The sequence below is a fragment of the Rhodococcus sp. BH5 genome (assembly GCF_027583855.1).
Classification (GTDB): Bacteria; Actinomycetota; Actinomycetes; order Mycobacteriales; family Mycobacteriaceae; genus Rhodococcus_F; species Rhodococcus_F qingshengii.
Window position 1 is genome coordinate 1,112,577 of sequence record NZ_JAJHVW010000001.1, and the last position, 19,209, is coordinate 1,131,785.

Consider the following 19,209-nt stretch of genomic DNA (forward strand, 5'->3'; position numbering starts at 1 on the left):
TGACAACATGCGTAGTCAACTTGACGACAGCAGCACCCCGGTTCCCCTCGGTCCGGATTCCCTGACGTGGAAGTATTTCGGCGACTGGCGCGGGATGCTGCAAGGCGTCTGGGCCGGTTCGATGCAGAACATGCACCCCGGCCTCGGCGCCGGAGTCGAGGAGCATTCGCAATTCTTCGACGAGCGGTGGGAACGGCTGTACCGCTCGCTGTATCCCATTGCAGGCGTGGTCTTCGACGGCGATCGCGCGCAGCAGACAGCCGAAGAAGTCCGCGGCTATCACACACGAATCAAGGGCGTCGACAAGTTGGGGCGTCGGTATCACGCACTCGATCCCGATACTTTCTACTGGGCGCACGCAACGTTCTTCATGGGCACCATCGTCACTGCCGAGAACTTCTCCGGTGGCTTGACCGAGGCCCAGAAACGTCAGCTCTTCACCGAGCACATTCAGTGGTACCGCCTGTACGGGATGAGCATGCGCCCTGTTCCCGAGACCTGGGAAGCATTTCAGGAGTACTGGGACCACATGTGCCGCAACGTACTCGAAGACAACAAGGCGACCCGCGACGTCCTCGACCTGTCGGGACTCGGCAAGCCCCCGTACATGACGTGGCTACCCGATCCGTTGTGGCGGCTCGCCCGAATCCCCCTCGCCTGCGGATTCGTGTGGCTGACGGTCGGAATGTACGACCAACCGGTTCGAGACCTACTCGGCTACTCGTGGACCAGTCGCGATCAGAAAATTCACAACGCTGTCGGCCGCACCGTCAACGCCGTCTTCCGTCTGGTGCCGTGGCGATACCGGTATCAGCCACGTGCTCGCGCGGGATGGGATCGAGCTGACGGGCGAATCCCCGCCGATGCACCACTGGTCCACACACCGGCGCGCAACCTGCCCCCGCTCGAGCAGCGAGATAACCCGATGCACTACAGCCCCAGGGTCTGATCTGCCATGCTCTGAACATGGAGTGGGACCTGCGAACCCTGCTGAACCGTCCGATCACGTCTCACGGTGCGCCGCTGGGACAAGAACGTGTGGCGGCGAGGACCACCGCGTACATCTACGGCAACATTCTTGTCCTCGCCGCACTCATACCGGTGACGAAATCTCAGGAATCGCTCGGCGCCGCGATTGTGGTCGGCACGGCATTGTCGACATACATCGCCCACACATTTGCCGAGGGCGTCGGCGAGAGCATTCGCAACGATCGCCGACTGACGACCGCGGAGAGAATCGACTCTCTTCGCGATTCCGTCCCGATCCTCACCTCTGCGGTTGTTCCTGTCGTCATTCTCGCGACGGCGTGGTTCAACTTCCTGGAACCACGGACGGCGCAGTTGATCGCGGAAATCGTCTTGATCCTGCGGATCGGTTCCACCAGTTACGTGATCAGCCGACTGCACGGCGAGAAAGTCAGTACGAACACACATCTGGCAGCCTTCGGCCTCGCTGCCGTCGCCACCCTCATAGTCGGGTTGAAGATAGTGCTCACTCATTGACGAGTCCCCCGATCGCGAATCCCCAGGCCTGAAGGGGTACTGCCGTTACCCGGCTGAGCAGTCACTCCCGCCGAACCCCCGGCCGCCGCTACCGTGGACGACATGAGCATCCCGAGCCTGAAACTGAACAACGGCGTCGACATCCCCGCGCTGGGTTTCGGCGTGTACCAGACGCCGCCGGACGAAACGGTCGCCGCCGTCGAGTCCGCGCTGTCGACGGGTTATCGCCATATCGACACTGCGGCGGCCTACGGCAACGAGAAGGGCGTCGGTGAGGCGATCCGGCGATCCGGACTCGATCGCGCGGACATCTTCGTCGAGTCGAAGGTCTGGATCACCGACTACGGATACGACGAGACTCTGCATGCCTTCGACAAGAGCGCAGGCAAACTCGGTGTCGAACAACTCGACCTTCTGATCCTCCATCAGGCGTTGCCGAGCGAGTTCGAGCGCACGATCGACGCGTACAGGGCGTTGGAAACGCTTCTGGCCGACGGCAAGGTCCGCGCCATCGGAGTCAGTAACTTCATGCCGGATCACCTCACCCGACTCCTGGACGCAACGTCCGTGGTGCCGGCGGTCAACCAGATCGAGGTTCATCCGTACTTCAGGCAGTCGACTTTGCTCGAGGCCGACGCCGATCGCGGGATTCTGTCTCAGGCATGGTCACCGATCGGCGGAATCACGTTCTACCGCGACGGCTCCCACGGCTCGACCCTCGAGGACGCCACCATCGGCGCCATCGCGACCGCTCACGGCAAGTCGCCTGCACAGGTGATGCTGCGCTGGCACCTCCAGCAGGGCCGCCAGGTGATCCCCAAGTCGGTGACTCCCTCGCGGATCGCGGAGAACTTCGACGTGTTCGACTTCGAACTCACCGCCGAAGAACTCTCCGCAATCGACGCACTCGACACCGGAGTTCGCGGCGGTCCCGAACCCGAGGTCATCACCCGCGAGAAGTTCGGAATCGAGATTCCCGAAGCCTGAAACCCGGCAGCTTGAACAACACAGCAGACCGAGTGATCTAGCTGGCGCTCCACCCGCCGTCGATGGTGTACGAAGCCCCCGTCACCATCGACGCCTCGGTCGATGCCAGCCACCCCACCAGCGATGCCACTTCTGCGGGCTCGACCATCCGTTTGATCGCGCTCTCAGTGAGCATCACCTTTTCGACAACCTCGGATTCACTGATTCCGTGAACCTTTGCCTGGTCGGAGATCTGGGATCGCACGAGTGGCGTCAGGACGTAGCCCGGATTGACGCAGTTACTGGTGACACCGTGTGGGGCACCTTCGAGCGCAACAACTTTCGACAGCCCTTCGAGTCCGTGCTTTGCCGTGACGTACGCACTCTTGAATGCCGAAGCGCGGAGCCCGTGGACCGAGGAAATGTTGACGATGCGCCCGAATCCTTTGCGGTACATGTACGGCAGGGCCGCTCTGACCAGGAGGAACGGCGCTTCGACCATGAGGCGTTGAATCTTCCGGAAGTCCTCGACGTCGAAATCCTCGATGGGACTGACCCGTTGAATGCCGGCGTTGTTGACAAGTACGTCCGTCTCGAGTGCCAGATCCACGAGTTGGTCGGTGTCGAGGAGATCGACGGCCCACGCAGTGCCGTCGATCTCGTCGGCCAGCGCCTTCGCGGCGACGTCGTCGAGATCAGCGACGGTGACGTGGGCGCCGCGGGCGGCAAGGAGTCGAGCACACGCCTCGCCGATACCGCTGGCACCACCGGTGACCAGTGCCGTTTTGCCGGAGAGCGTCATGCGGAAACACCGGCCCGCTCGTCGGCGAGCACTCGTGCGTCGGCAGCATCGACGGACTCGAGCGAGATTCCCTTGGTCTCCCGCGCGAAAACGACTGCGACGATGGTGACCAGGGATGCCAACAGGAGATAGATCGCGATAGGAACCGAGGAGTCGAACTTGCTCAGCAGTCCGGTCGCGATGATCGGAGCCAGTGAACCTGCCACGATCGACGTGACCTGATATCCCAGGGAGACACCGGAATAGCGCATCCGGGTCGGGAACATCTCGGCCATGATCGCGGGTTGGCCGGCGTGCATGAACGCGTGGAACACAAGCCCGATGATGATTGCCGACAAGATGACTGCATTGTGCCCGCTGTTCATCATCGGAAAGGCGAAGAATCCCCATGTTCCAGCGGTGACGGCGCCGATCATGTACACCGGGCGTCGACCGATCGTGTCGGACAGTTTGCCTACCAACGGAATCACTGCGAAGTGCACGGCATGTGCCATCAGCATCCACCAGAGGATGTGCGCCGTGTCCGCATGCACGACGACCTTGAGGTAGGTGATCGAGAAGGTCACCACGAGGTAGTACATGACGTTTTCGGCGAAACGCAGGCCCATCGCGGTCAACACTCCGCGCGGGTAACGCTTGACCACCTCGAAAACGCTGTACGAGGTTGCCTTGACCAGTTCTGCTTCCTTCTGCGCCGCAACGAAAATGGGAGCGTCGGTGACCTTGGTCCGAACGTAGTACCCGACCAGAACGATCACCGCGGAGAGCCAGAAGGCAACGCGCCAGCCCCAACTCATGAAGGATTCGTCCGAGAGCGTCGACGTCAGGATCAACAGCACGACAGTGGCCACCAGGTTGCCCATCGGCACGCCGGCCTGAGGCCAGGACGACCAGAACCCGCGAGATCGATTCGGGCTGTGCTCGGCGACAAGGAGTACCGCCCCACCCCATTCGCCGCCGACAGCAAATCCTTGGATGAAGCGCAGCGTGACCAGCAGTGCCGGCGCCCAGTAGCCGATCTGACCGTATGTCGGTAGACAGCCCATCAGGAAGGTCGCGGCACCGACCAGCAGCAAACTGAACTGCAACAACTGCTTCCGGCCGAACTTATCTCCGAAATATCCGAAGACGATTCCGCCGAGTGGCCGGGCGGCGAATCCGACGGCGTAGGTGATGAAAGCCGCGATGATCGCATCCAGCTCGTTGCCGCCGCCAGGAAAGAAGACTTTGCTGAAGACCAGAGTGGCCGCCGTGCCGTACAGAAAGAACTCGTACCACTCGACCACGGTGCCCGCCATCGAGGCGCCGACCACCTTCTTCAGCCCCGATGGTGGGGCTTGGCTCTCGGGTTTCGGCATGTTGTCGACGCTCATCGTGGACTCCCTCGTCTTCAGTTCGCGATTCGCCTGCTCTTCACGATCAGGAATGTGACCGCTCGCACATTTTTTGTGACTCGATGAGTATCGGTGCAGATTCTTGGCACGACAATGACAAATCTCGCACCATACAGGTGCAAAAATGCAGATATGACACTCGGACTGAGCCCGGACGACCTACTGGTGCTTCTCGCGGTCGGTCGCACCGGCCGCTTCAACACCGCCGCCGACGACCTGGGCCTCAACCACACCACCATTTCGCGCCGCATCGCCTCGCTCGAGAAGAGCCTCGGCGGCCGTGTACTGGTCCGCTCGTCCGGCGGCTGGGAGTTGACCGACCTGGGCAGACAAGCCCTCAGCGCGGCCGAGCGCATCGAGGCCGCGGTGAACGAACTGGCGCTCGACTCCACCGGTCAGCAGCAACTCGACGGCGTCGTGCGGGTCTCGGCCACCGACGGCTTCAGCGCATACATCGCGGCCCCCGCCGGCGCAGCGGTTCGCAGACGCCATCCTCGCGTGAGCGTGGAGATAGTCGTCGCGACCAGAAAGGCGTCGCAGATACGCTCGGGGCTCGACATCGAGGTTGTTGTCGGCAAACCTCAAGTTCACCGCGCCGAGGCCGTCCATCTGGCCGACTACGCGCTGGGTTTGTACGCCTCCCGAGAGTATCTACGTCAGAATGCAGTTCCCGAAAGTGCCGAAGATCTGGCCGAACACTCGCTCGTGTATTTCATCGACTCGATGCTGCAGGTCGACGAACTCGATCTGGCCCGCAAGCTCACGGTTTCCATGCGCGAGGCCGTCACGTCCACCAACGTGTTCGTCCACATCGAGGCAACGCGCGCGGGTGCCGGCATCGGCCTGCTCCCCTGCTTCATGGCCGAGCAGCACGACGATCTTATTCGCGTGCTGCCGGCTCACATCGAAGTCAGACTTTCGTACTGGTTGGTGGCTCGTTCTGAATCCTTGCGCCGACCGGAAGTCGCAGCGGTGGTGACGGCACTTCGAGAGACGGTGGATCTCAAGCGATCTCAACTCCTCGGCTCGCCCGGGGCGAACGAAGCGCTCAGTCCAGAGTCGAACGATGCTGGACGATGACCTTGCGCGCCAACTCGGCGATCTTGACGTTCATGTTCTGCGAGGTTCGCACCAGAATGTCGAAGGCCTCGTCGTCGGACACCCGATGCAAAGCCATCAGCAGACCGACGGCCTGACCGATTTCGCGACTGCTCGCCAGGCCGCGCCGCAGCGAGTCGGCATCCTCTCCTCGGTTCAGCGCGGTGACGGCCACGGATGCAAACGATGCCAACATGATCGCGTGGTCGGCAACAGTTTCCGTGAACGCTCCCGGAGTGTCGGAGAAGAGGTTGAGGGCACCGAACTTCTGACGATCGACCATCAGTCGGAACCCCATCGAGCCACGAATGGGTGTCTCTGCCACGACTTTCCGAGCGAACTCGGGCCACTGATTCGGAGTGCGAAGATCTGACTCGAGCTGCGGCGCCTCCGTGTCGAGGGCGTCGATGCACGGCCCCTCGCCAGTCGCACGTTCGAGATCGTCTGCATACTCGGCGATCTCGTCGCTTGCCGCTACCGTGACGTTGGTGTTTCCCCGTCGCAGCATCAGGCTTGCGTGATCGCAACCGGGAATCAACTCGACAGCCGCCGAACAGATCGCGGAGTACACCTCGGCGCTGTCTGCGGCGGAGTAGAGGATCTCCGCCAACGCCGCGAACACTGCCGTGGGTTCTGTCAGTGCTTGGTCGCGCTCAGCCATCTCCATACACCTCGGGGTCTACCGTTCATCGAATTCTTCACCGAACGGTACAAACCTTACTTACTCGAGCGGATGGGGTCGCCGCCGCTCGCCGATTCCCGCCCGTCCGTCCCCTGAAAAGCTTCCGTGGCCGCGCGGTGATGCAGAGCCGTGACGGTGGTGATCTGCTTGGACACCAGGTCGTTGAGCTCGCGGTACTGCTCCTCCGTCTCCCCGGCCGGAATGTCTCTCAGGACCTCCCACATCGCACTCTTGCCGCACAGAGCGGTCCGCATGATCTCGAGAGTTGCCAGCTTCACGAGACGGTTGCGCCAGATGGCGTCGACATGGACGAGGCGCCTGATCCGATTGACCGTCGCGTCGATCTTGGAGTACCGCGGCAGAGATATGCCCTGGGTGTCCTCGATCAGTTGCAGCAGCTGCTCGATCTCGTACTCGAGCTCACCCGGCAACGAGTCCAGCTCACCGTCGGCCCACGCGCCGTACGAGTCCGAGAGTGACCGCGAGAGTTGCAGCCCTACCATCGCTCCGCACAGGTGAGTGACCAGATAAGCAGTGGCTATGTGTTCCTCAGCAGATCTCGACCGACTACCGAACATTGGGATCCTCCTGGGCGACGCTCGACCGGTCTGTGCTGACACGGGTGGTGATTCGACATCCGCCTACCCGCGACAGACCGAGAACAAACGACGGGCGACTCAGACCCGATCCGGCACCACGACGACGGGTTCGAGGATCTCGGCCCGAGACTCCGGCGCTGCGGCGCGCAAGGCGTCGGCCGACTCGTCGTCCGGCTGGGTCTGCGACTCGATCTCCGCTTCGACGCGCGCTCGGTACGTGTCGACCTCGCGCTCGACGGTGGCGGCATCCCAACCGAGAATCGGGGCAACCAATCCGGCAACCTGTTGCGCACAGTTGACACCACGATGCGGGTACTCGATTGCGATGCGCATGCGACGAGCCAGGATGTCGTCGAGGTGCAATGCACCCTCGGCCGCGGCGGCGTACACAGCCTCGACCTGAAGGTAATCGGGGGCATCTGTGATGGGCTGCAACAACTCCGGCGTCTGTCGGCCGAGTTCGAGGACCTCCGTGATGAGTGAACCGTAGCGGTCGAGCAAGTGCTTGACGCGATACGGATGCAAGCCGTACTGCTCGCCCAGTTGCACAGTCTGATTGATCAACGCGAAGTATCCGTCGGCGCCGACGAGCGGCACCTTCTCCGTGATCGACGACGCCACTCGCGCCGGAATGTCTTCTGCTGCGACATCGACGGCGTCTTCCGCCATGACCCGATACGTCGTGTACTTTCCACCGGCGATGGCGACCAGGCCTGGAGCCACACGGGCAACGGCGTGCTCGCGCGAGAGCTTCGACGTCTCGTCGCTCTCACCGGCAAGCAGCGGACGCAGGCCTGCGTAGACACCGTCGATGTCGGCGTGCGTCAGCGGCGTGACCAGGACGGAGTTCACGTGACCGAGGATGTAGTCGATATCTGCTTTGGTTGCCGCTGGATGTGCGAGATCCAAGTTCCAGTCGGTGTCGGTGGTGCCGATTATCCAGTGACTGCCCCACGGAATGACGAACAGCACCGACTTCTCGGTACGCAGGATGATGGCGGCTTCACTGACGATGCGATCGCGTGGGACGACGATGTGTACGCCCTTCGACGCTCGCACCCGGAACCGTCCGCGCTGACGTGAGAGGGCCTGGATTTCGTCCGTCCAGACACCGGTTGCATTGATGACGACGTGACCCTTGACCTCCGCGGTACGGCCGTCTTCGCAGTCGCGAACACGAACTCCCGAGACCCGGTCCGCTTCACGCAGAAATCCCACGACCTGCGTCGACGTTCGGACAACCGCGCCGTAGTGGGCGGCGGTCCGTGCAACGGTCATGGTGTGCCGAGCGTCGTCGACGACGGTGTCGTAGTACTGGATGCCACCGGTCAGTGAACTGCGCTTGAGGCTCGGCGACATGCGCAGTGCGCCCGCCCGCGTCAAGTGCTTCTGGGAGGGGACCGATTTGGCGCCGCCCATCCGGTCGTAGAGGAAGATTCCCGCGGCCATGTACGGGCGTTCCCACACTCGGTGAGCCAAGGGGAACAGAAACTTCAGCGGCTTGACCAGGTGCGGAGCGAGCGTGGTCAGCGAGAGTTCGCGCTCACGCAACGCCTCACGAACGAGGCCGAATTCTAGTTGCTCGAGATAGCGGAGACCGCCGTGGAACATCTTCGACGAGCGACTGGACGTACCGGATGCGTAGTCACGGGCCTCGACCAACGCAACCTTCAGCCCGCGGGTGGCCGCATCGAGGGCCGCTCCGACACCGACGACACCACCGCCCACCACGACGACGTCGAATTGCTCGGTCTGAAGTTGTTCCCAAGCAGCTTCGCGCTGCTGCGGGCCGAGAAACTGCGCACCTTGCTGCTTACTCAACCCGGTCTCCTGTAAGTCGACGACGAATCCGTTTACAGGCTAGTAGCTTGATCCACATACTGCGACAGCGCACGGATTACTGCGAACACGCCCGAACCTAGGAGCACAGTGAATCAATACATCGCCGCCATCGACCAAGGCACGACGTCGAGCCGCTGCATGATCTTCGATCACGACGGCGCCGTGGTGAGCGTTGCGCAGAAAGAACACGAGCAGATTTTCCCGCGAGCAGGTTGGGTCGAGCACGATCCGGTGGCGCTGTGGATCAACACTCGGGAGGTGGTGGCCGGCGCTCTCGCGAAGGTCGATCTCACGCGGGCCGACATCGCTGCCGTCGGAATCACGAATCAGCGTGAGACGACCGTCGTTTGGGAACGTTCGACGGGTAAGCCGATCTACAACGCGATCGTGTGGCAGGACACGCGCACGGATCAACTGTGTGTCGAACTGGGCGGCGACGAGGGTCCGGACAAGTATCGAGACAAGACCGGACTACCACTCTCGACCTACTTCGCCGGGCCGAAGATCCGCTGGATTCTCGACAACGTCGACGGTGCGAAAGCAAAAGCGGAGGCCGGCGAATTGTGCTTCGGCACTGTCGACACGTGGATCGTGTGGAACCTGACCGAGGGCGTCCACGTGACAGATGTCACCAATGCGTCACGCACGATGCTGATGGATCTCGAGACCCTCCAGTGGGACGAATCGATCTGTGCGGACTTCGGAATCCCGATGTCGATGCTCCCGGAAATCCGTAGTTCCTCAGAGGTCTACGGCACAGGACGTCCACGCGGCAATCTCGCCGGTGTGCCGGTCGCCGGAATCCTCGGTGACCAGCAGGCAGCCACATTCGGCCAGGCCTGCCTCTCCGAGGGTGAAGCCAAGAACACCTACGGCACCGGCAATTTCATGCTTCTCAATACTGGCACGAAGCCGGTGCACAGCAAGCACGGACTACTGACGACCGTCTGCTACAAACTCGGCGAAGCCCCTGCCGTGTACGCACTCGAAGGTTCCGTCGCCGTGACGGGTTCCTTGGTCCAGTGGCTTCGAGACAATCTCGGAATCATTCAGAACGCCAAGGACATCGAGCCGCTCGCCGCAAGTGTCGACGACAACGGCGGCGCCTACTTCGTGCCCGCGTTCTCCGGGCTGTTCGCACCTCGGTGGCGACCGGATGCCCGGGGTGTCATCGTCGGTCTGACGCGCTTCGTCAACAAGGGACACCTGGCCCGCGCAGCGCTCGAGGCGACGGCATACCAGACCCGCGAGGTCATCGACGCCATGCGAGCGGATTCGGGAGTCGAACTGTCCGCACTGAAGGTCGACGGCGGCATGGTGGTCAACGAAACCCTGATGCAGTTCCAGTCGGACATCCTCGGAGTTCCCGTCATCCGCCCGGTGGTCAACGAAACGACAGCTCTCGGTGCTGCATACGCAGCGGGCCTCGCCATCGGTTATTGGGCCGACACCGAAGACATCCGCAACAACTGGGCCGTCGGCCAAACCTGGGAACCGGCGATGGACGAGTCCGAAAGGTCACGGCTGTACACGGAGTGGAACAAGGCCGTCGAGCGGACGTACAACTGGTCCGAGTAATCACCCCGATCCTTCCATACCGGAAGAGCTGATCATGGTCGCCCATTGATACTCCTGAGGTATCAATAGGCGACCAAGTTGGTATTGGACGTGACCTACACCACTCTGCGAATCTCATTCAGGCACGCCACGTTTCGGCGCCGCGAATGTTGCAGAGAAAGGTCGCCACGCATGAGTTCACCCACTCGCAGTTCCGAGGAGATCAACGCCAAGGCGCGAAGAGCCGGTATCGCTTCGTTCATCGGAACCACTATCGAGTGGTACGACTTCTACATCTACGGCACTGCCGCTGCCCTGGTATTCGGCGACATCTTCTTCTCCGACACTCTCCCGAACGGAGTCGGAACTCTCCTCGCCTTCATCACACTCTGGGCAGGCTTCCTCGCCAGGCCGATCGGCGGGATCATCTTCGGTCACCTCGGCGACCGGATCGGACGCAAGAACACTCTCGTCATCACCTTGATGATGATGGGTGTCGCCACGGTAGGCATCGGACTCCTCCCCACCTACGCACAGGTCGGGATCTGGGCGCCGATCGGTCTGGTCACCCTTCGCGTCATCCAAGGAGTCGCGGTCGGTGGCGAGTGGGGCGGCGCAGTGCTCATTGCCAGCGAGAATGCACCGAAGGGCAAGAGCATCCTCTACTCCGCGTTCGCCCAACAGGGCTCACCCGCCGGAAATCTGTTGGCCACCATCGCGTTCTTCCTTCTGTCCTCGATGCCGACGCCGTCGTTCCTCCTGTACGGATGGCGCATCCCGTTCATCATCTCGGCGGTGCTGGTCATTCTCGGGATGATCATTCGCCTCAAACTCGAAGAGTCGGACGAGATGAAGGCCGTTCTCGCACGCAAGAAGGTCGTCAAGCTTCCGCTCGCCGAAGTCTTGCGCAAGCACTGGGTACTGGTTCTCCTCGGCGCCGGCGCACTCCCCCTCGCCCAGGTCACCTATTTCAAGAACACCTTCGCATTGTCCTGGGCTACAAAAGAACTCGGATACGATCGAGGAACCTTCCTGGCCGCCATCGCGATCGCGCTCGTCGTGCAGTTCATCGTCCAACCTTTCGGTGCCGTCCTGGTCTCCAAGATCGACATGCGAAAAGCCATGTGCCTGATGGTGATACCGGAGTTCGTCCTCATGCCCGCCATGTTCTTCGCGATCCGAACCGGGAACTTCACCATCGCAGTCGTCGCGATGTGTCTGGCCACGATCCCGCACTCGATGTTCTACGGCGCCATCGCCGGCGTTCTCGCTCGGGCCTTCCCCGCCAACATCCGTTACACCGGTCTGTCGACGGCGTACCAATTGTGTTCCCTTGTCGTCGGCGGCGGAACTCCCGTACTGGCGCAGTGGATGCTCAACACGTCAGGCAATATCGTCGGGGTCGCGATCGTATCCGGGCTGTACGCCCTTGTCTCGCTGATCTGCACCCTGCTCCTGCTCCGACGTACCGGCTACAACGCGGGCGAACTCTCGACGGCCGAACAAGCGGACTACGACGAACTCGAACTCGAAAACACTCTTGTCGATATTGCGAACTCGCCGAAGTCCGAAGCGGGTGAGATTCCTACCGGTCGGGCAACCGTCTAGGCCAGGGACGGCAGCGCCTGCTCGGACAATTTCAACACTTCGAGAAGTGCAGGTCTGTCGTCTCCCTCTCGCCAGGCGATACGCAGTTGAAGAGGAGGAGGTGGGTCCATGACCGGAACAAAGACAACATCAGGATTCACGATGCTCTGGGCCACCGAGGAAATGGTCAACGAGCATCCGATTTCCGCGGACACCAGCGCGATCAACGACATCGAATCCGGTGCCGTCTGCACGATGCGAGCCAGGAACCCTGCGTTCTTCGAGGCAGTGAGCAGAGACTCCCGCAGAATCGAACCTGGCTCCGCCGGAAGCGTCACCCAATTCTCGGACTCCAATTCGATCAACCGAACCGAGTCCCTCGACGCCAACGGGTGGTCTTTGGACATGGCCACCAGAAAGTTCTCCTCGGCGATCAATCTCGACGTGATCCCGAGCGGCGGTACGGTCCACCGCACCATCCCGATGTCGAGTCGTCGATCGAGCAGCATCAACAACGCCTCGTTCGCGAAAGCAGAACTGTCGAGCACGAATTCGATACCGGGATTGGTCTTTCTCACCAATTTCGCCCACCGCCCGACGAGCAGATGCGAAGAAGTCCCCGCGAAACCCAGGCGAACGCGACCTGTCGTTCCCTTGCCTGCCGCAGACACCGCGATCTCGGCCATCCGGCACGCGTCCAGAATCTCGCGCGCCGGAAGCAGCAGCGCTTCACCGGCAGCAGTGAGCCGCACAGTTCGAGTGCTCCGATCGAACAACGGCGAACCGAGCTGTTTCTCGAATTGCCTGATCGTTCGACTCAGCGGCGGTTGCGCAATCCGAAGCCGCTGCGCCGCACGGCCGAAATGTAGCTCCTCAGCCACCGCGAGAAATGCGTTGATCTGATGAATTTCCACCCGACATTGTTGCGCCACACCGGCCGAACATGTCAAGTTCCGAAACCGACCGAGTGCGCGAAAGAACAAGAAGAGGTACACACGTGGACAAGACCCTCTCGATGAAAGAGGCCGTCGGCCGATACGTCGAAGACGGGATGACCGTTGCGCTGGAGGGATTTTCACATCTCATTCCTTTTGCCGCGGCACACGAGATCATCCGGCAGGGCAGAAAGGACCTCACGCTCTGCCGGATGACGCCGGACATCGTTTCCGATCAACTCGTCGCCGCCGGCTGCGTCCGAAAGCTGGTTGCCTCGTTCTTCGCCAGCGGCTCCGCAGGTTCTCTGTACGAGTTACGCAGACGCATCGAGAACCAGGACCCGCTCCCCCTCGAAGTCGAGGAATACAGTCATTACGGCATGGTGTGCCGGTATCAGGCGGGAGCGGCCAGGCTTCCCTTCTTCCCGCTGCGGTCGTACGCCGGTAGTGATCTACCCGCACTCAACCCACAACTGAGACTCGTCGAGGATCCGTACGGCGGCGGGAGCGTCTACGTTGTGCCGCCGTTGAATCCGGATGTGACGATCATCGGCGCACAGCGAGCGGACACGTCCGGGAACGCACAGATCTGGGGCATCGCCGGGGTGCAGCAAGAAGCCGTTTACGCCGCGAAGAAGGCGATCGTCGTTGTGGAAGAGCTGGTCGACGACGAGGTCATCAGGTCAGATCCGAGCCGAACTCTGATTCCCTCGCATGCAGTCGACGCGGTTGTCGTCTGCCCGCGCGGCGCGCACCCGTCGTACGCACAGGGATACTACGACCGCGATTGCGGCTTCTACCGACGCTGGACCGAGATTTCCAAAGACCCTTCGTTGCTGAGAAATTGGCTCGACGAATGGGTGTACACACTCGGCGATCACGACGAATATCTCGCCAAGCTCGGAGCTGACTACTGGTCGGATCTCGAGGTCGAATCAAAACTCTCCACACCTGTCGACTACGGGAGCAGACTGTGACCACCACGATTGTCAGCGGTAACACCACCTCCACCGAAACGATCGTCGCCGTCGCGGCACGCGAGTTGGCGGGTAAGCGCCGTGTTTTCGCCGGAGTCGGGCTCCCCACGCTCGCAGTCGATCTCGCGCGCCACACGTCGAATCCGGACGTAGAACTGATCTACGAATCCGGAGTGTGCGGCGCGCATCCGTCGGCGATGGCCGAAGGTATCGCCGACTCCGTCGTGGTCTCCGGTGCCGAATCCGTGCTCAGTATGGCCGCGCTCTTCGGTTATGTCCTGCAAGGTGGCAACGTCGACGTCGGATTTCTCGGGGCCGCTCAAATCGATCGAACGGGAAGCCTGAACACAAGTTTCATCGGTGACTGGAAGAACCCGACGGTCAGACTGCCCGGCGCAGGCGGGGCCGTCGAGATCATCGCGAACGCCGCCGAGATCTTCGTCGTGATGCGTCGCCACGACCTCAGTTCCTTTCCGGCCGAGCTCGACTTCTGCACCTCACCCAGCCCCGCCCGCGCCCACGCCAGCGGAAAGGGCATCATGCCGGCAGGTGCAGGGGTGACAAAGGTGTTCACCAACCTCGGTGTCCTGACACACCAGGGCCCCGGCGGCGAGTTGGAGCTGACCAGTGTCCACGAAGGCATCTCGGTCGATCAGGTGCGAGAGGCGACGGGATGGGATCTGGCCGTCGCCGACCACGTCACCGTCACCACCCCGCCGTCCGGTACGGAGATCGATCTGCTCCGCAACACTATCGACAAAGTCAGGCTGTACCTGCGGTGACACTGTCCCGGAGCCTGCCGACGGCGTCGACCAGCACGGCTTCGGGATACGTCGCGAAACACAGTCGAGCGCTTCGACCAAGGTCCGCTTCGACCGCGAAGGCCGAACCTGGGACAAATGCCACGCCATGCGCGAGCGCGGCACCCAGGAGTTCGGTGGTGTCGACGTCGTCGAGGAAATCCATCCAACAGAACATCCCGCCGCGGACCTCGGAAAAGCGTGCACGCCCACTCAATTCCGTCTCGGCGGCCGTGACCAACGCCTTCGCCCTCGCGCCGTACCCCGCTCGAAGCACGTCGAGATGCGCGTCGAACCATTCGACGTCGGAGAAGAGGTCTGCGGCGATCTGCTGGGTGAGCGAAGACCCGCACAGGTCAGCGCCTTGCTTGATCAGTTCGACCGCCTCGCAGACCTTTCGGTCGCCGTGCAGCCAGCCGACGCGCAGCGCCGGTGCCAACACTTTGGAAGCACTGGACAGCCGAATCACCCTGTCCGACAACGCCGCCAGCGGTGCCGGCGGTTTCTCGCCGAAGTACAGTTCGCCGTACGGGTCGTCCTCGAGAACCCAGAACCCGTATCGGTCCGCCAGTGCCGCCAAGTGCGCTCGCCGCTGCGCCGAAAGCACCGCGCCGCGCGGGTTGTGGAAATTGCTCACGGTGTGAACAACTTTGGGCCGAAGACCGGCGTCGAGTTTCGCTTCGAGCGCGTCGGTGTCCATTCCGTCCTCGTCGAGCTGGACGGGAACGAGACGGGCCTGCGCCGTTCGAAAGACCTGCAGCGCACCGGTATATGCCGGTTCCTCCACGACCACGACGTCACCGGCGTCGAGGAGGACCTGCGCGAGCAAGCTCAAACCTTGCTGAGAACCGTGGGTGATCACGACTTCGGACACGTCGAGTGTCCGCCCGATCTTGGATGATTCGCGCTCGGCGATCACCTCACGGAGGCGCAGCAGGCCGGAGGTCTCGCCGTACTGAACGGACGAGGGGTCACCGAGTGCGTCGTGGGCTGCCTTCGAGATTCGCTCCCGCGGAATGAAATCGGGATCGGGCAGTCCGCCGGCCAAGCTGATGACGTCGGGCCGGGCAGTCAGGGTGAGCAGATCGCGAATTGCAGAACTACGGAGTCCGTCCATGCGAGCGGACAGCGCGGCGTGTGTCATATGAAGCTCCCAGGCACGCAGAATGAAGGTCAGAGGAAAAACACCCTGAGCCGTCCTGGGTCAACGGGGCGGGAGAGCGCCGAGATACCGACCCTTGATTCGGTCGGTATCTCGACTATCCCACCAATACTTCAGTATGTGAAACAGAGTTCCCACATTGTAAGAAGACTCTGGTCGGTTGTCAGTCCAGGTCGTCGTGACGCATGAGCTGACGAGCAGCCTCGGTGATCGATCCGGTCAGCGACGGGTACACCGAGAACGTCTGCGCCAGGTCGTTGACCGTCAGGTTGTTCTGTACGGCGATCGCGATCGGCAGGATCAATTCCGAAGCAGTGGGTGCGACCACAACACCGCCGATGACCACGCCGGTAGCCGGGCGGCAGAAAATCTTCACGAATCCGCGACGCAAACCGGACATCTTGGCGCGCGGGTTGGTGTTGAGCGGCAACATGACGGTGCGCGCAGGCACCTCTCCGTTGTCGATCGCTGCCTGCGAAACACCCACCGTTGCAATTTCGGGGCGTGTGAAGACGGCCGACGCGACGGTCTTCAACTTGATCGGGCTGACGCCTTCACCCAGTGCGTGGTACATCGCGATACGTCCCTGCATCGCAGCCACCGACGCGAGCGGGAGCAGTCCGGTGCAGTCACCGGCAGCGTAGATACCGGAAACCGTGGTGCGCGAGACCCGGTCGACACGCAGGTATCCACCCTTGTCCAACTCGATGCCGACCCGCTCCAGGCCGAGACCGTTGGTGTTGGGGACGGAACCGACGGTCATCAGAGCGTGGCTTCCTTCGACCGTGCGGCCGTCGGAGAGCTTGACGACGATGCCCTTCTCGGTGCGCTCGACGGCGTCCGCGCGGGCATGCTTGACGAGGGTGACACCGCGCTCGGCGAGGGCGTCCTCGAGCACGAGCGCCGCATCGGCATCCTCGCCGGGCAGAACACGGTCGCGACTGGACACGAGCGTGACCTTGACGCCCATCTCGGTGTACGCGGAGACGAACTCGGCACCGGTGACACCGGAACCGACCACGACCAGGTGCTCGGGAAGCTCGTCCAAGTCGTAGAGCTGGCGCCACGTCATGATTCGCTCACCGTCGGGCTCGGCTCCCGGGATGATGCGGGGGCTGGCGCCGGTGGCGATCAACACGACGTCTGCGTCGATGGTCTTCTGCTCGCCGCTTCCGAGCGTCGCGCGAACCTGGTGTGCTGCCATGCCGAGGAGTGGATCGGTCAGTTCGGCGGTGCCGGAGAGAACCTCGACGCCTACCGTCTGCAACCGTGCGCGAATGTCCGAGGACTGGGACAACGCGAGACTCTTGACTCGGGAGTGGATCTTCGGCAGTGACACCGAAGCCTGCTCCGGATCCAGAGTAATGCCGAGGTCGGATGCACGACGCATGTCGGTGCGGATTCCGGTGGACGCGATGAACGTCTTCGACGGGACACAGTCGAACAGCACACACGCACCGCCGACGCCGTCCGAATCGACCAGGGTGACCGTGGCCCCGTGCTGCGCGGCTACCAGTGCCGCCTCGTAGCCGGCGGGTCCGCCACCGATGATCACGATCCGGGTCATGTGTCCTCCAAGTCCTCGCGTGGCCGGCAGGGGTCTCCCGTCGACCAATGTCACGCTATTCGAGCACCACGTGTCGCGCAGTGCTTGTACCAGATTACTTGCGTCCGGTGGTCCGCTTCGCCACACCCTCGGACCACGGTTTAGGCTTGCGCCCGTGTCGATTTATGCCGCCTACGGTTCCAACATGCATCCCGAGCAGATGTTGTTGCGCTGCCCACACTCCCCCATGTCCGGGACAGGGTGGCTGCGAGGCTGGCGCCTGACCTTCAGCGGCGAGGACCTCGGCTGGGAGGGTGCTCTCGCCACCGTGGTCGAAGATCCCGATTCCAGTGTTTTCGTGGTGCTCTACGACGTCCCGGAAGAGGACGAAGTGAGTCTGGACCGCTGGGAAGGTGCCGAACTGGGTCTGCACCGCAAGATCCGCGTGCGGGTCGACACCGCCGGCGACGCGGTACTTGCGTGGCTCTACGTCATGGATGCGTACGAAGGCGGGCTGCCGTCGGCCCGCTACATCGGTGTGATGGCCGACGCCGCCGAGATTGCCGGAGCGCCGGCCGAGTACGTACGAGAGTTGCGGACGAGAAACAGCCGCAATGTCGGTCCGGGTAACGGTGTTACCGATTAGATAGCTGTCCTGCTCAAAGCAGCAGGAAATACGCGAGCACTGCCAGTGCTGCGAGCACCACCACAACCGTCACGCCGATGAGCACACGCTTGGAACCGCGCGACTCCGATTCGCCTGCGACAACTGCAGTTTCCGGCTCGGCGGTCGCCACCCCGGCAGCGGTTTCTGCCGCCACCTTCTCGCGTCCCAGGGTGTCGAACACCTCGGTCACGTCGTGTGAAGGCGGCAATCCGATCGGCACGATAGTGTGCGACGTCGAGGTGAATCCGGCAGCCAGAATTGCGGCTCCCAGCGCAGCCGACTGCTCAGGTCCGGGACCGAGTTCACATCTGACACCGAGCTTTTCGGCAATCCCGGCCGCTATGGACATCATGGCCGCTTTGTCTGTCGCCGGTTCGCCGTCACCGGTGACGACTACGGCGTCCAGGTTCTCCGGCATCCAACCGAACGCACCCAGAGCCGTCGCGAGGCGTGAACTCGGCGAACTCCCGTCGCCGGCAAAGCCGAATGCACGGCCGGCCGCGACACCAGAACGCACGAGGGTGACCGCTGCCCCGGTGTCGTCCACGTGATAGATGCCGATGAGCGTGCCGGCGAGTGCCGCGATTTCCGACTCGAACCACGCCGACACGGCCTCGGCATCCGAGACGAGTGTGACCCGTTCGAGGCCCGCGTAGACCAGCGAATCCTGCATGAGGGCCGCTGTCGACGAGTCCCAGCGTGACGGGTAGGTCGCGACGATGTCGGGCGCTCCCCCGCTTCGACCACCACGATCGGGCAGCGGCTCGCATTCCTGCAACAGACAGCGAATCGAGGTCGCCACCAAATCCTCGGCGCGGTAACGAGTATCGGCAGTTCCCGCGACGCCACTCGGGTCCCCGACGCGACCGACAAAGCCCGACCAGCTCTCGGCGAACTCACGGCCGGCACCCAGTTGCTCGGTGCCACCGAGCACCGTCGTTCCGTCCTTGCGTTGATTGAGGATCGTGTCCCGAACCAATACCACCGGATCGGCCGAACCCGGATCGTTCGACGCAACGACAGCCGTCGACACCAATGTGCCGATTCGCACTCCCACACCTATGGACATGCCCGTACCTTCACTCGAACGAC

Annotated in this window: 18 protein-coding genes; 9 read left to right on the plus strand and 9 right to left on the minus strand. The window is 62.4% G+C overall.

Going from position 1 to position 19,209, the window contains the following annotated elements; all coding sequences use genetic code 11:
* Positions 1 to 7 precede the first annotated feature (7 nt).
* The 3 genes from RhoBH5_RS05100 to RhoBH5_RS05110 all read left to right on the plus strand — a co-directional run bounded on the left by RhoBH5_RS05100 (position 8) and on the right by RhoBH5_RS05110 (position 2,490).
* The gene (locus RhoBH5_RS05100) at positions 8 to 949 is read left to right on the plus strand and encodes an oxygenase MpaB family protein (protein ID WP_270008002.1); all 942 of its coding nucleotides are present in this window, start codon (positions 8 to 10) and stop codon (positions 947 to 949) included.
* 17 nt (positions 950 to 966) lie between these two features.
* On the plus strand, positions 967 to 1,503 hold the full coding sequence (locus RhoBH5_RS05105) for a hypothetical protein (protein ID WP_003940745.1): 537 nt from the start codon (positions 967 to 969) through the stop codon (positions 1,501 to 1,503).
* 102 nt (positions 1,504 to 1,605) lie between these two features.
* Positions 1,606 to 2,490 carry an aldo/keto reductase gene (locus RhoBH5_RS05110; protein ID WP_270008003.1) on the plus strand — a complete coding sequence of 295 codons (885 nt, stop codon included), beginning with the start codon at positions 1,606 to 1,608 and terminating at the stop codon, positions 2,488 to 2,490.
* A gap of 37 nt (positions 2,491 to 2,527) precedes the next feature.
* On the opposite strand, the gene RhoBH5_RS05115 is transcribed toward RhoBH5_RS05110, so the two are convergent.
* On the minus strand, positions 2,528 to 3,271 hold the full coding sequence (locus RhoBH5_RS05115; protein ID WP_054188164.1) for a 3-hydroxybutyrate dehydrogenase: 744 nt from the start codon (positions 3,269 to 3,271) through the stop codon (positions 2,528 to 2,530).
* Positions 3,268 to 4,644, minus strand: coding sequence for an MFS transporter (locus RhoBH5_RS05120; RefSeq protein ID WP_270008004.1), 1,377 nt, complete (start codon positions 4,642 to 4,644; stop codon positions 3,268 to 3,270). Before RhoBH5_RS05120 ends, RhoBH5_RS05115 begins: the two co-directional genes overlap by 4 nt.
* Positions 4,645 to 4,797: 153 nt before the next feature.
* Here RhoBH5_RS05120 and RhoBH5_RS05125 point away from each other — a divergent pair, with 153 nt between their 5' ends.
* Positions 4,798 to 5,745 (plus strand): LysR family transcriptional regulator, encoded by a 948-nt coding sequence (locus RhoBH5_RS05125; RefSeq protein ID WP_270008005.1) that lies wholly within the window; start codon positions 4,798 to 4,800, stop codon positions 5,743 to 5,745.
* On the opposite strand, the gene RhoBH5_RS05130 is transcribed toward RhoBH5_RS05125, so the two are convergent.
* From RhoBH5_RS05130 to RhoBH5_RS05140, 3 genes are all read right to left on the minus strand, one after another.
* Complete coding sequence (locus RhoBH5_RS05130; protein ID WP_030535052.1) at positions 5,714 to 6,430, minus strand: GAF and ANTAR domain-containing protein; 717 nt, start codon at positions 6,428 to 6,430, stop codon at positions 5,714 to 5,716. The two genes, RhoBH5_RS05125 and RhoBH5_RS05130, sit on opposite strands and share 32 nt — an antisense overlap.
* Before the next feature lie 50 nt (positions 6,431 to 6,480).
* Positions 6,481 to 6,948, minus strand: coding sequence for a hypothetical protein (locus RhoBH5_RS05135; RefSeq protein ID WP_228232568.1), 468 nt, complete (start codon positions 6,946 to 6,948; stop codon positions 6,481 to 6,483).
* A gap of 174 nt (positions 6,949 to 7,122) precedes the next feature.
* Positions 7,123 to 8,865 (minus strand): glycerol-3-phosphate dehydrogenase/oxidase, encoded by a 1,743-nt coding sequence (locus RhoBH5_RS05140; protein ID WP_003940825.1) that lies wholly within the window; start codon positions 8,863 to 8,865, stop codon positions 7,123 to 7,125.
* Positions 8,866 to 8,973: 108 nt separating this feature from the next.
* Here RhoBH5_RS05140 and glpK point away from each other — a divergent pair, with 108 nt between their 5' ends.
* Both glpK and RhoBH5_RS05150 read left to right on the plus strand, forming a co-directional pair.
* Complete coding sequence (gene glpK / locus RhoBH5_RS05145; RefSeq protein WP_065455145.1) at positions 8,974 to 10,464, plus strand: glycerol kinase GlpK; 1,491 nt, start codon at positions 8,974 to 8,976, stop codon at positions 10,462 to 10,464.
* A gap of 171 nt (positions 10,465 to 10,635) precedes the next feature.
* Positions 10,636 to 12,051 carry an MFS transporter gene (locus RhoBH5_RS05150; protein ID WP_042449618.1) on the plus strand — a complete coding sequence of 472 codons (1,416 nt, stop codon included), beginning with the start codon at positions 10,636 to 10,638 and terminating at the stop codon, positions 12,049 to 12,051.
* Here the strand turns inward: RhoBH5_RS05150 and RhoBH5_RS05155 are convergent.
* The gene (locus tag RhoBH5_RS05155) at positions 12,048 to 12,944 is read right to left on the minus strand and encodes a LysR substrate-binding domain-containing protein (protein ID WP_030535055.1); all 897 of its coding nucleotides are present in this window, start codon (positions 12,942 to 12,944) and stop codon (positions 12,048 to 12,050) included. The two genes, RhoBH5_RS05150 and RhoBH5_RS05155, sit on opposite strands and share 4 nt — an antisense overlap.
* 83 nt (positions 12,945 to 13,027) lie before the next feature.
* Between RhoBH5_RS05155 and RhoBH5_RS05160 the strand changes: the two genes are divergently transcribed.
* Entirely contained in the window at positions 13,028 to 13,942 is a 915-nt protein-coding gene (locus tag RhoBH5_RS05160) for a CoA transferase subunit A (protein WP_007727305.1), read from the plus strand.
* The gene (locus tag RhoBH5_RS05165) at positions 13,939 to 14,724 is read left to right on the plus strand and encodes a CoA-transferase subunit beta (protein WP_063316654.1); all 786 of its coding nucleotides are present in this window, start codon (positions 13,939 to 13,941) and stop codon (positions 14,722 to 14,724) included. Before RhoBH5_RS05160 ends, RhoBH5_RS05165 begins: the two co-directional genes overlap by 4 nt.
* Here the strand turns inward: RhoBH5_RS05165 and RhoBH5_RS05170 are convergent.
* A complete protein-coding gene (locus RhoBH5_RS05170; protein ID WP_007727308.1) occupies positions 14,705 to 15,886 on the minus strand; it encodes an aminotransferase-like domain-containing protein in 1,182 nt (393 codons plus the stop codon). The genes RhoBH5_RS05165 and RhoBH5_RS05170 overlap by 20 nt on opposite strands.
* Before the next feature lie 181 nt (positions 15,887 to 16,067).
* Entirely contained in the window at positions 16,068 to 17,471 is a 1,404-nt protein-coding gene (locus RhoBH5_RS05175; protein ID WP_003940987.1) for an NAD(P)H-quinone dehydrogenase, read from the minus strand.
* A gap of 154 nt (positions 17,472 to 17,625) precedes the next feature.
* On the opposite strand from RhoBH5_RS05175, the gene RhoBH5_RS05180 reads away from it, so the two are divergent.
* On the plus strand, positions 17,626 to 18,096 hold the full coding sequence (locus tag RhoBH5_RS05180; RefSeq protein ID WP_003940753.1) for a gamma-glutamylcyclotransferase: 471 nt from the start codon (positions 17,626 to 17,628) through the stop codon (positions 18,094 to 18,096).
* A 13-nt stretch (positions 18,097 to 18,109) separates the two neighbouring features.
* On the opposite strand, the gene RhoBH5_RS05185 is transcribed toward RhoBH5_RS05180, so the two are convergent.
* Positions 18,110 to 19,186 (minus strand): hypothetical protein, encoded by a 1,077-nt coding sequence (locus tag RhoBH5_RS05185; RefSeq protein WP_030535059.1) that lies wholly within the window; start codon positions 19,184 to 19,186, stop codon positions 18,110 to 18,112.
* Positions 19,187 to 19,209 lie beyond the last annotated feature (23 nt).

Bases quoted from the DNA above. Each gene is read 5' to 3' on its own strand.
- RhoBH5_RS05170 (WP_007727308.1), bottom strand. From the start codon at position 15,886: ATGACACACGCCGCGCTGTCCGCTCGCATGGACGGACTCCGTAGTTCT.
- RhoBH5_RS05125 (WP_270008005.1), top strand. From the start codon at position 4,798: ATGACACTCGGACTGAGCCCGGACGACCTACTGGTGCTTCTCGCGGTC.
- RhoBH5_RS05120 (WP_270008004.1), bottom strand. From the start codon at position 4,644: ATGAGCGTCGACAACATGCCGAAACCCGAGAGCCAAGCCCCACCATCG.
- RhoBH5_RS05130 (WP_030535052.1), bottom strand. From the start codon at position 6,430: ATGGAGATGGCTGAGCGCGACCAAGCACTGACAGAACCCACGGCAGTG.
- RhoBH5_RS05100 (WP_270008002.1), top strand. From the start codon at position 8: ATGCGTAGTCAACTTGACGACAGCAGCACCCCGGTTCCCCTCGGTCCG.
- RhoBH5_RS05150 (WP_042449618.1), top strand. From the start codon at position 10,636: ATGAGTTCACCCACTCGCAGTTCCGAGGAGATCAACGCCAAGGCGCGA.
- RhoBH5_RS05175 (WP_003940987.1), bottom strand. From the start codon at position 17,471: ATGACCCGGATCGTGATCATCGGTGGCGGACCCGCCGGCTACGAGGCG.
- RhoBH5_RS05110 (WP_270008003.1), top strand. From the start codon at position 1,606: ATGAGCATCCCGAGCCTGAAACTGAACAACGGCGTCGACATCCCCGCG.
- RhoBH5_RS05135 (WP_228232568.1), bottom strand. From the start codon at position 6,948: ATGGTAGGGCTGCAACTCTCGCGGTCACTCTCGGACTCGTACGGCGCG.
- RhoBH5_RS05115 (WP_054188164.1), bottom strand. From the start codon at position 3,271: ATGACGCTCTCCGGCAAAACGGCACTGGTCACCGGTGGTGCCAGCGGT.
- RhoBH5_RS05185 (WP_030535059.1), bottom strand. From the start codon at position 19,186: ATGTCCATAGGTGTGGGAGTGCGAATCGGCACATTGGTGTCGACGGCT.
- RhoBH5_RS05105 (WP_003940745.1), top strand. From the start codon at position 967: ATGGAGTGGGACCTGCGAACCCTGCTGAACCGTCCGATCACGTCTCAC.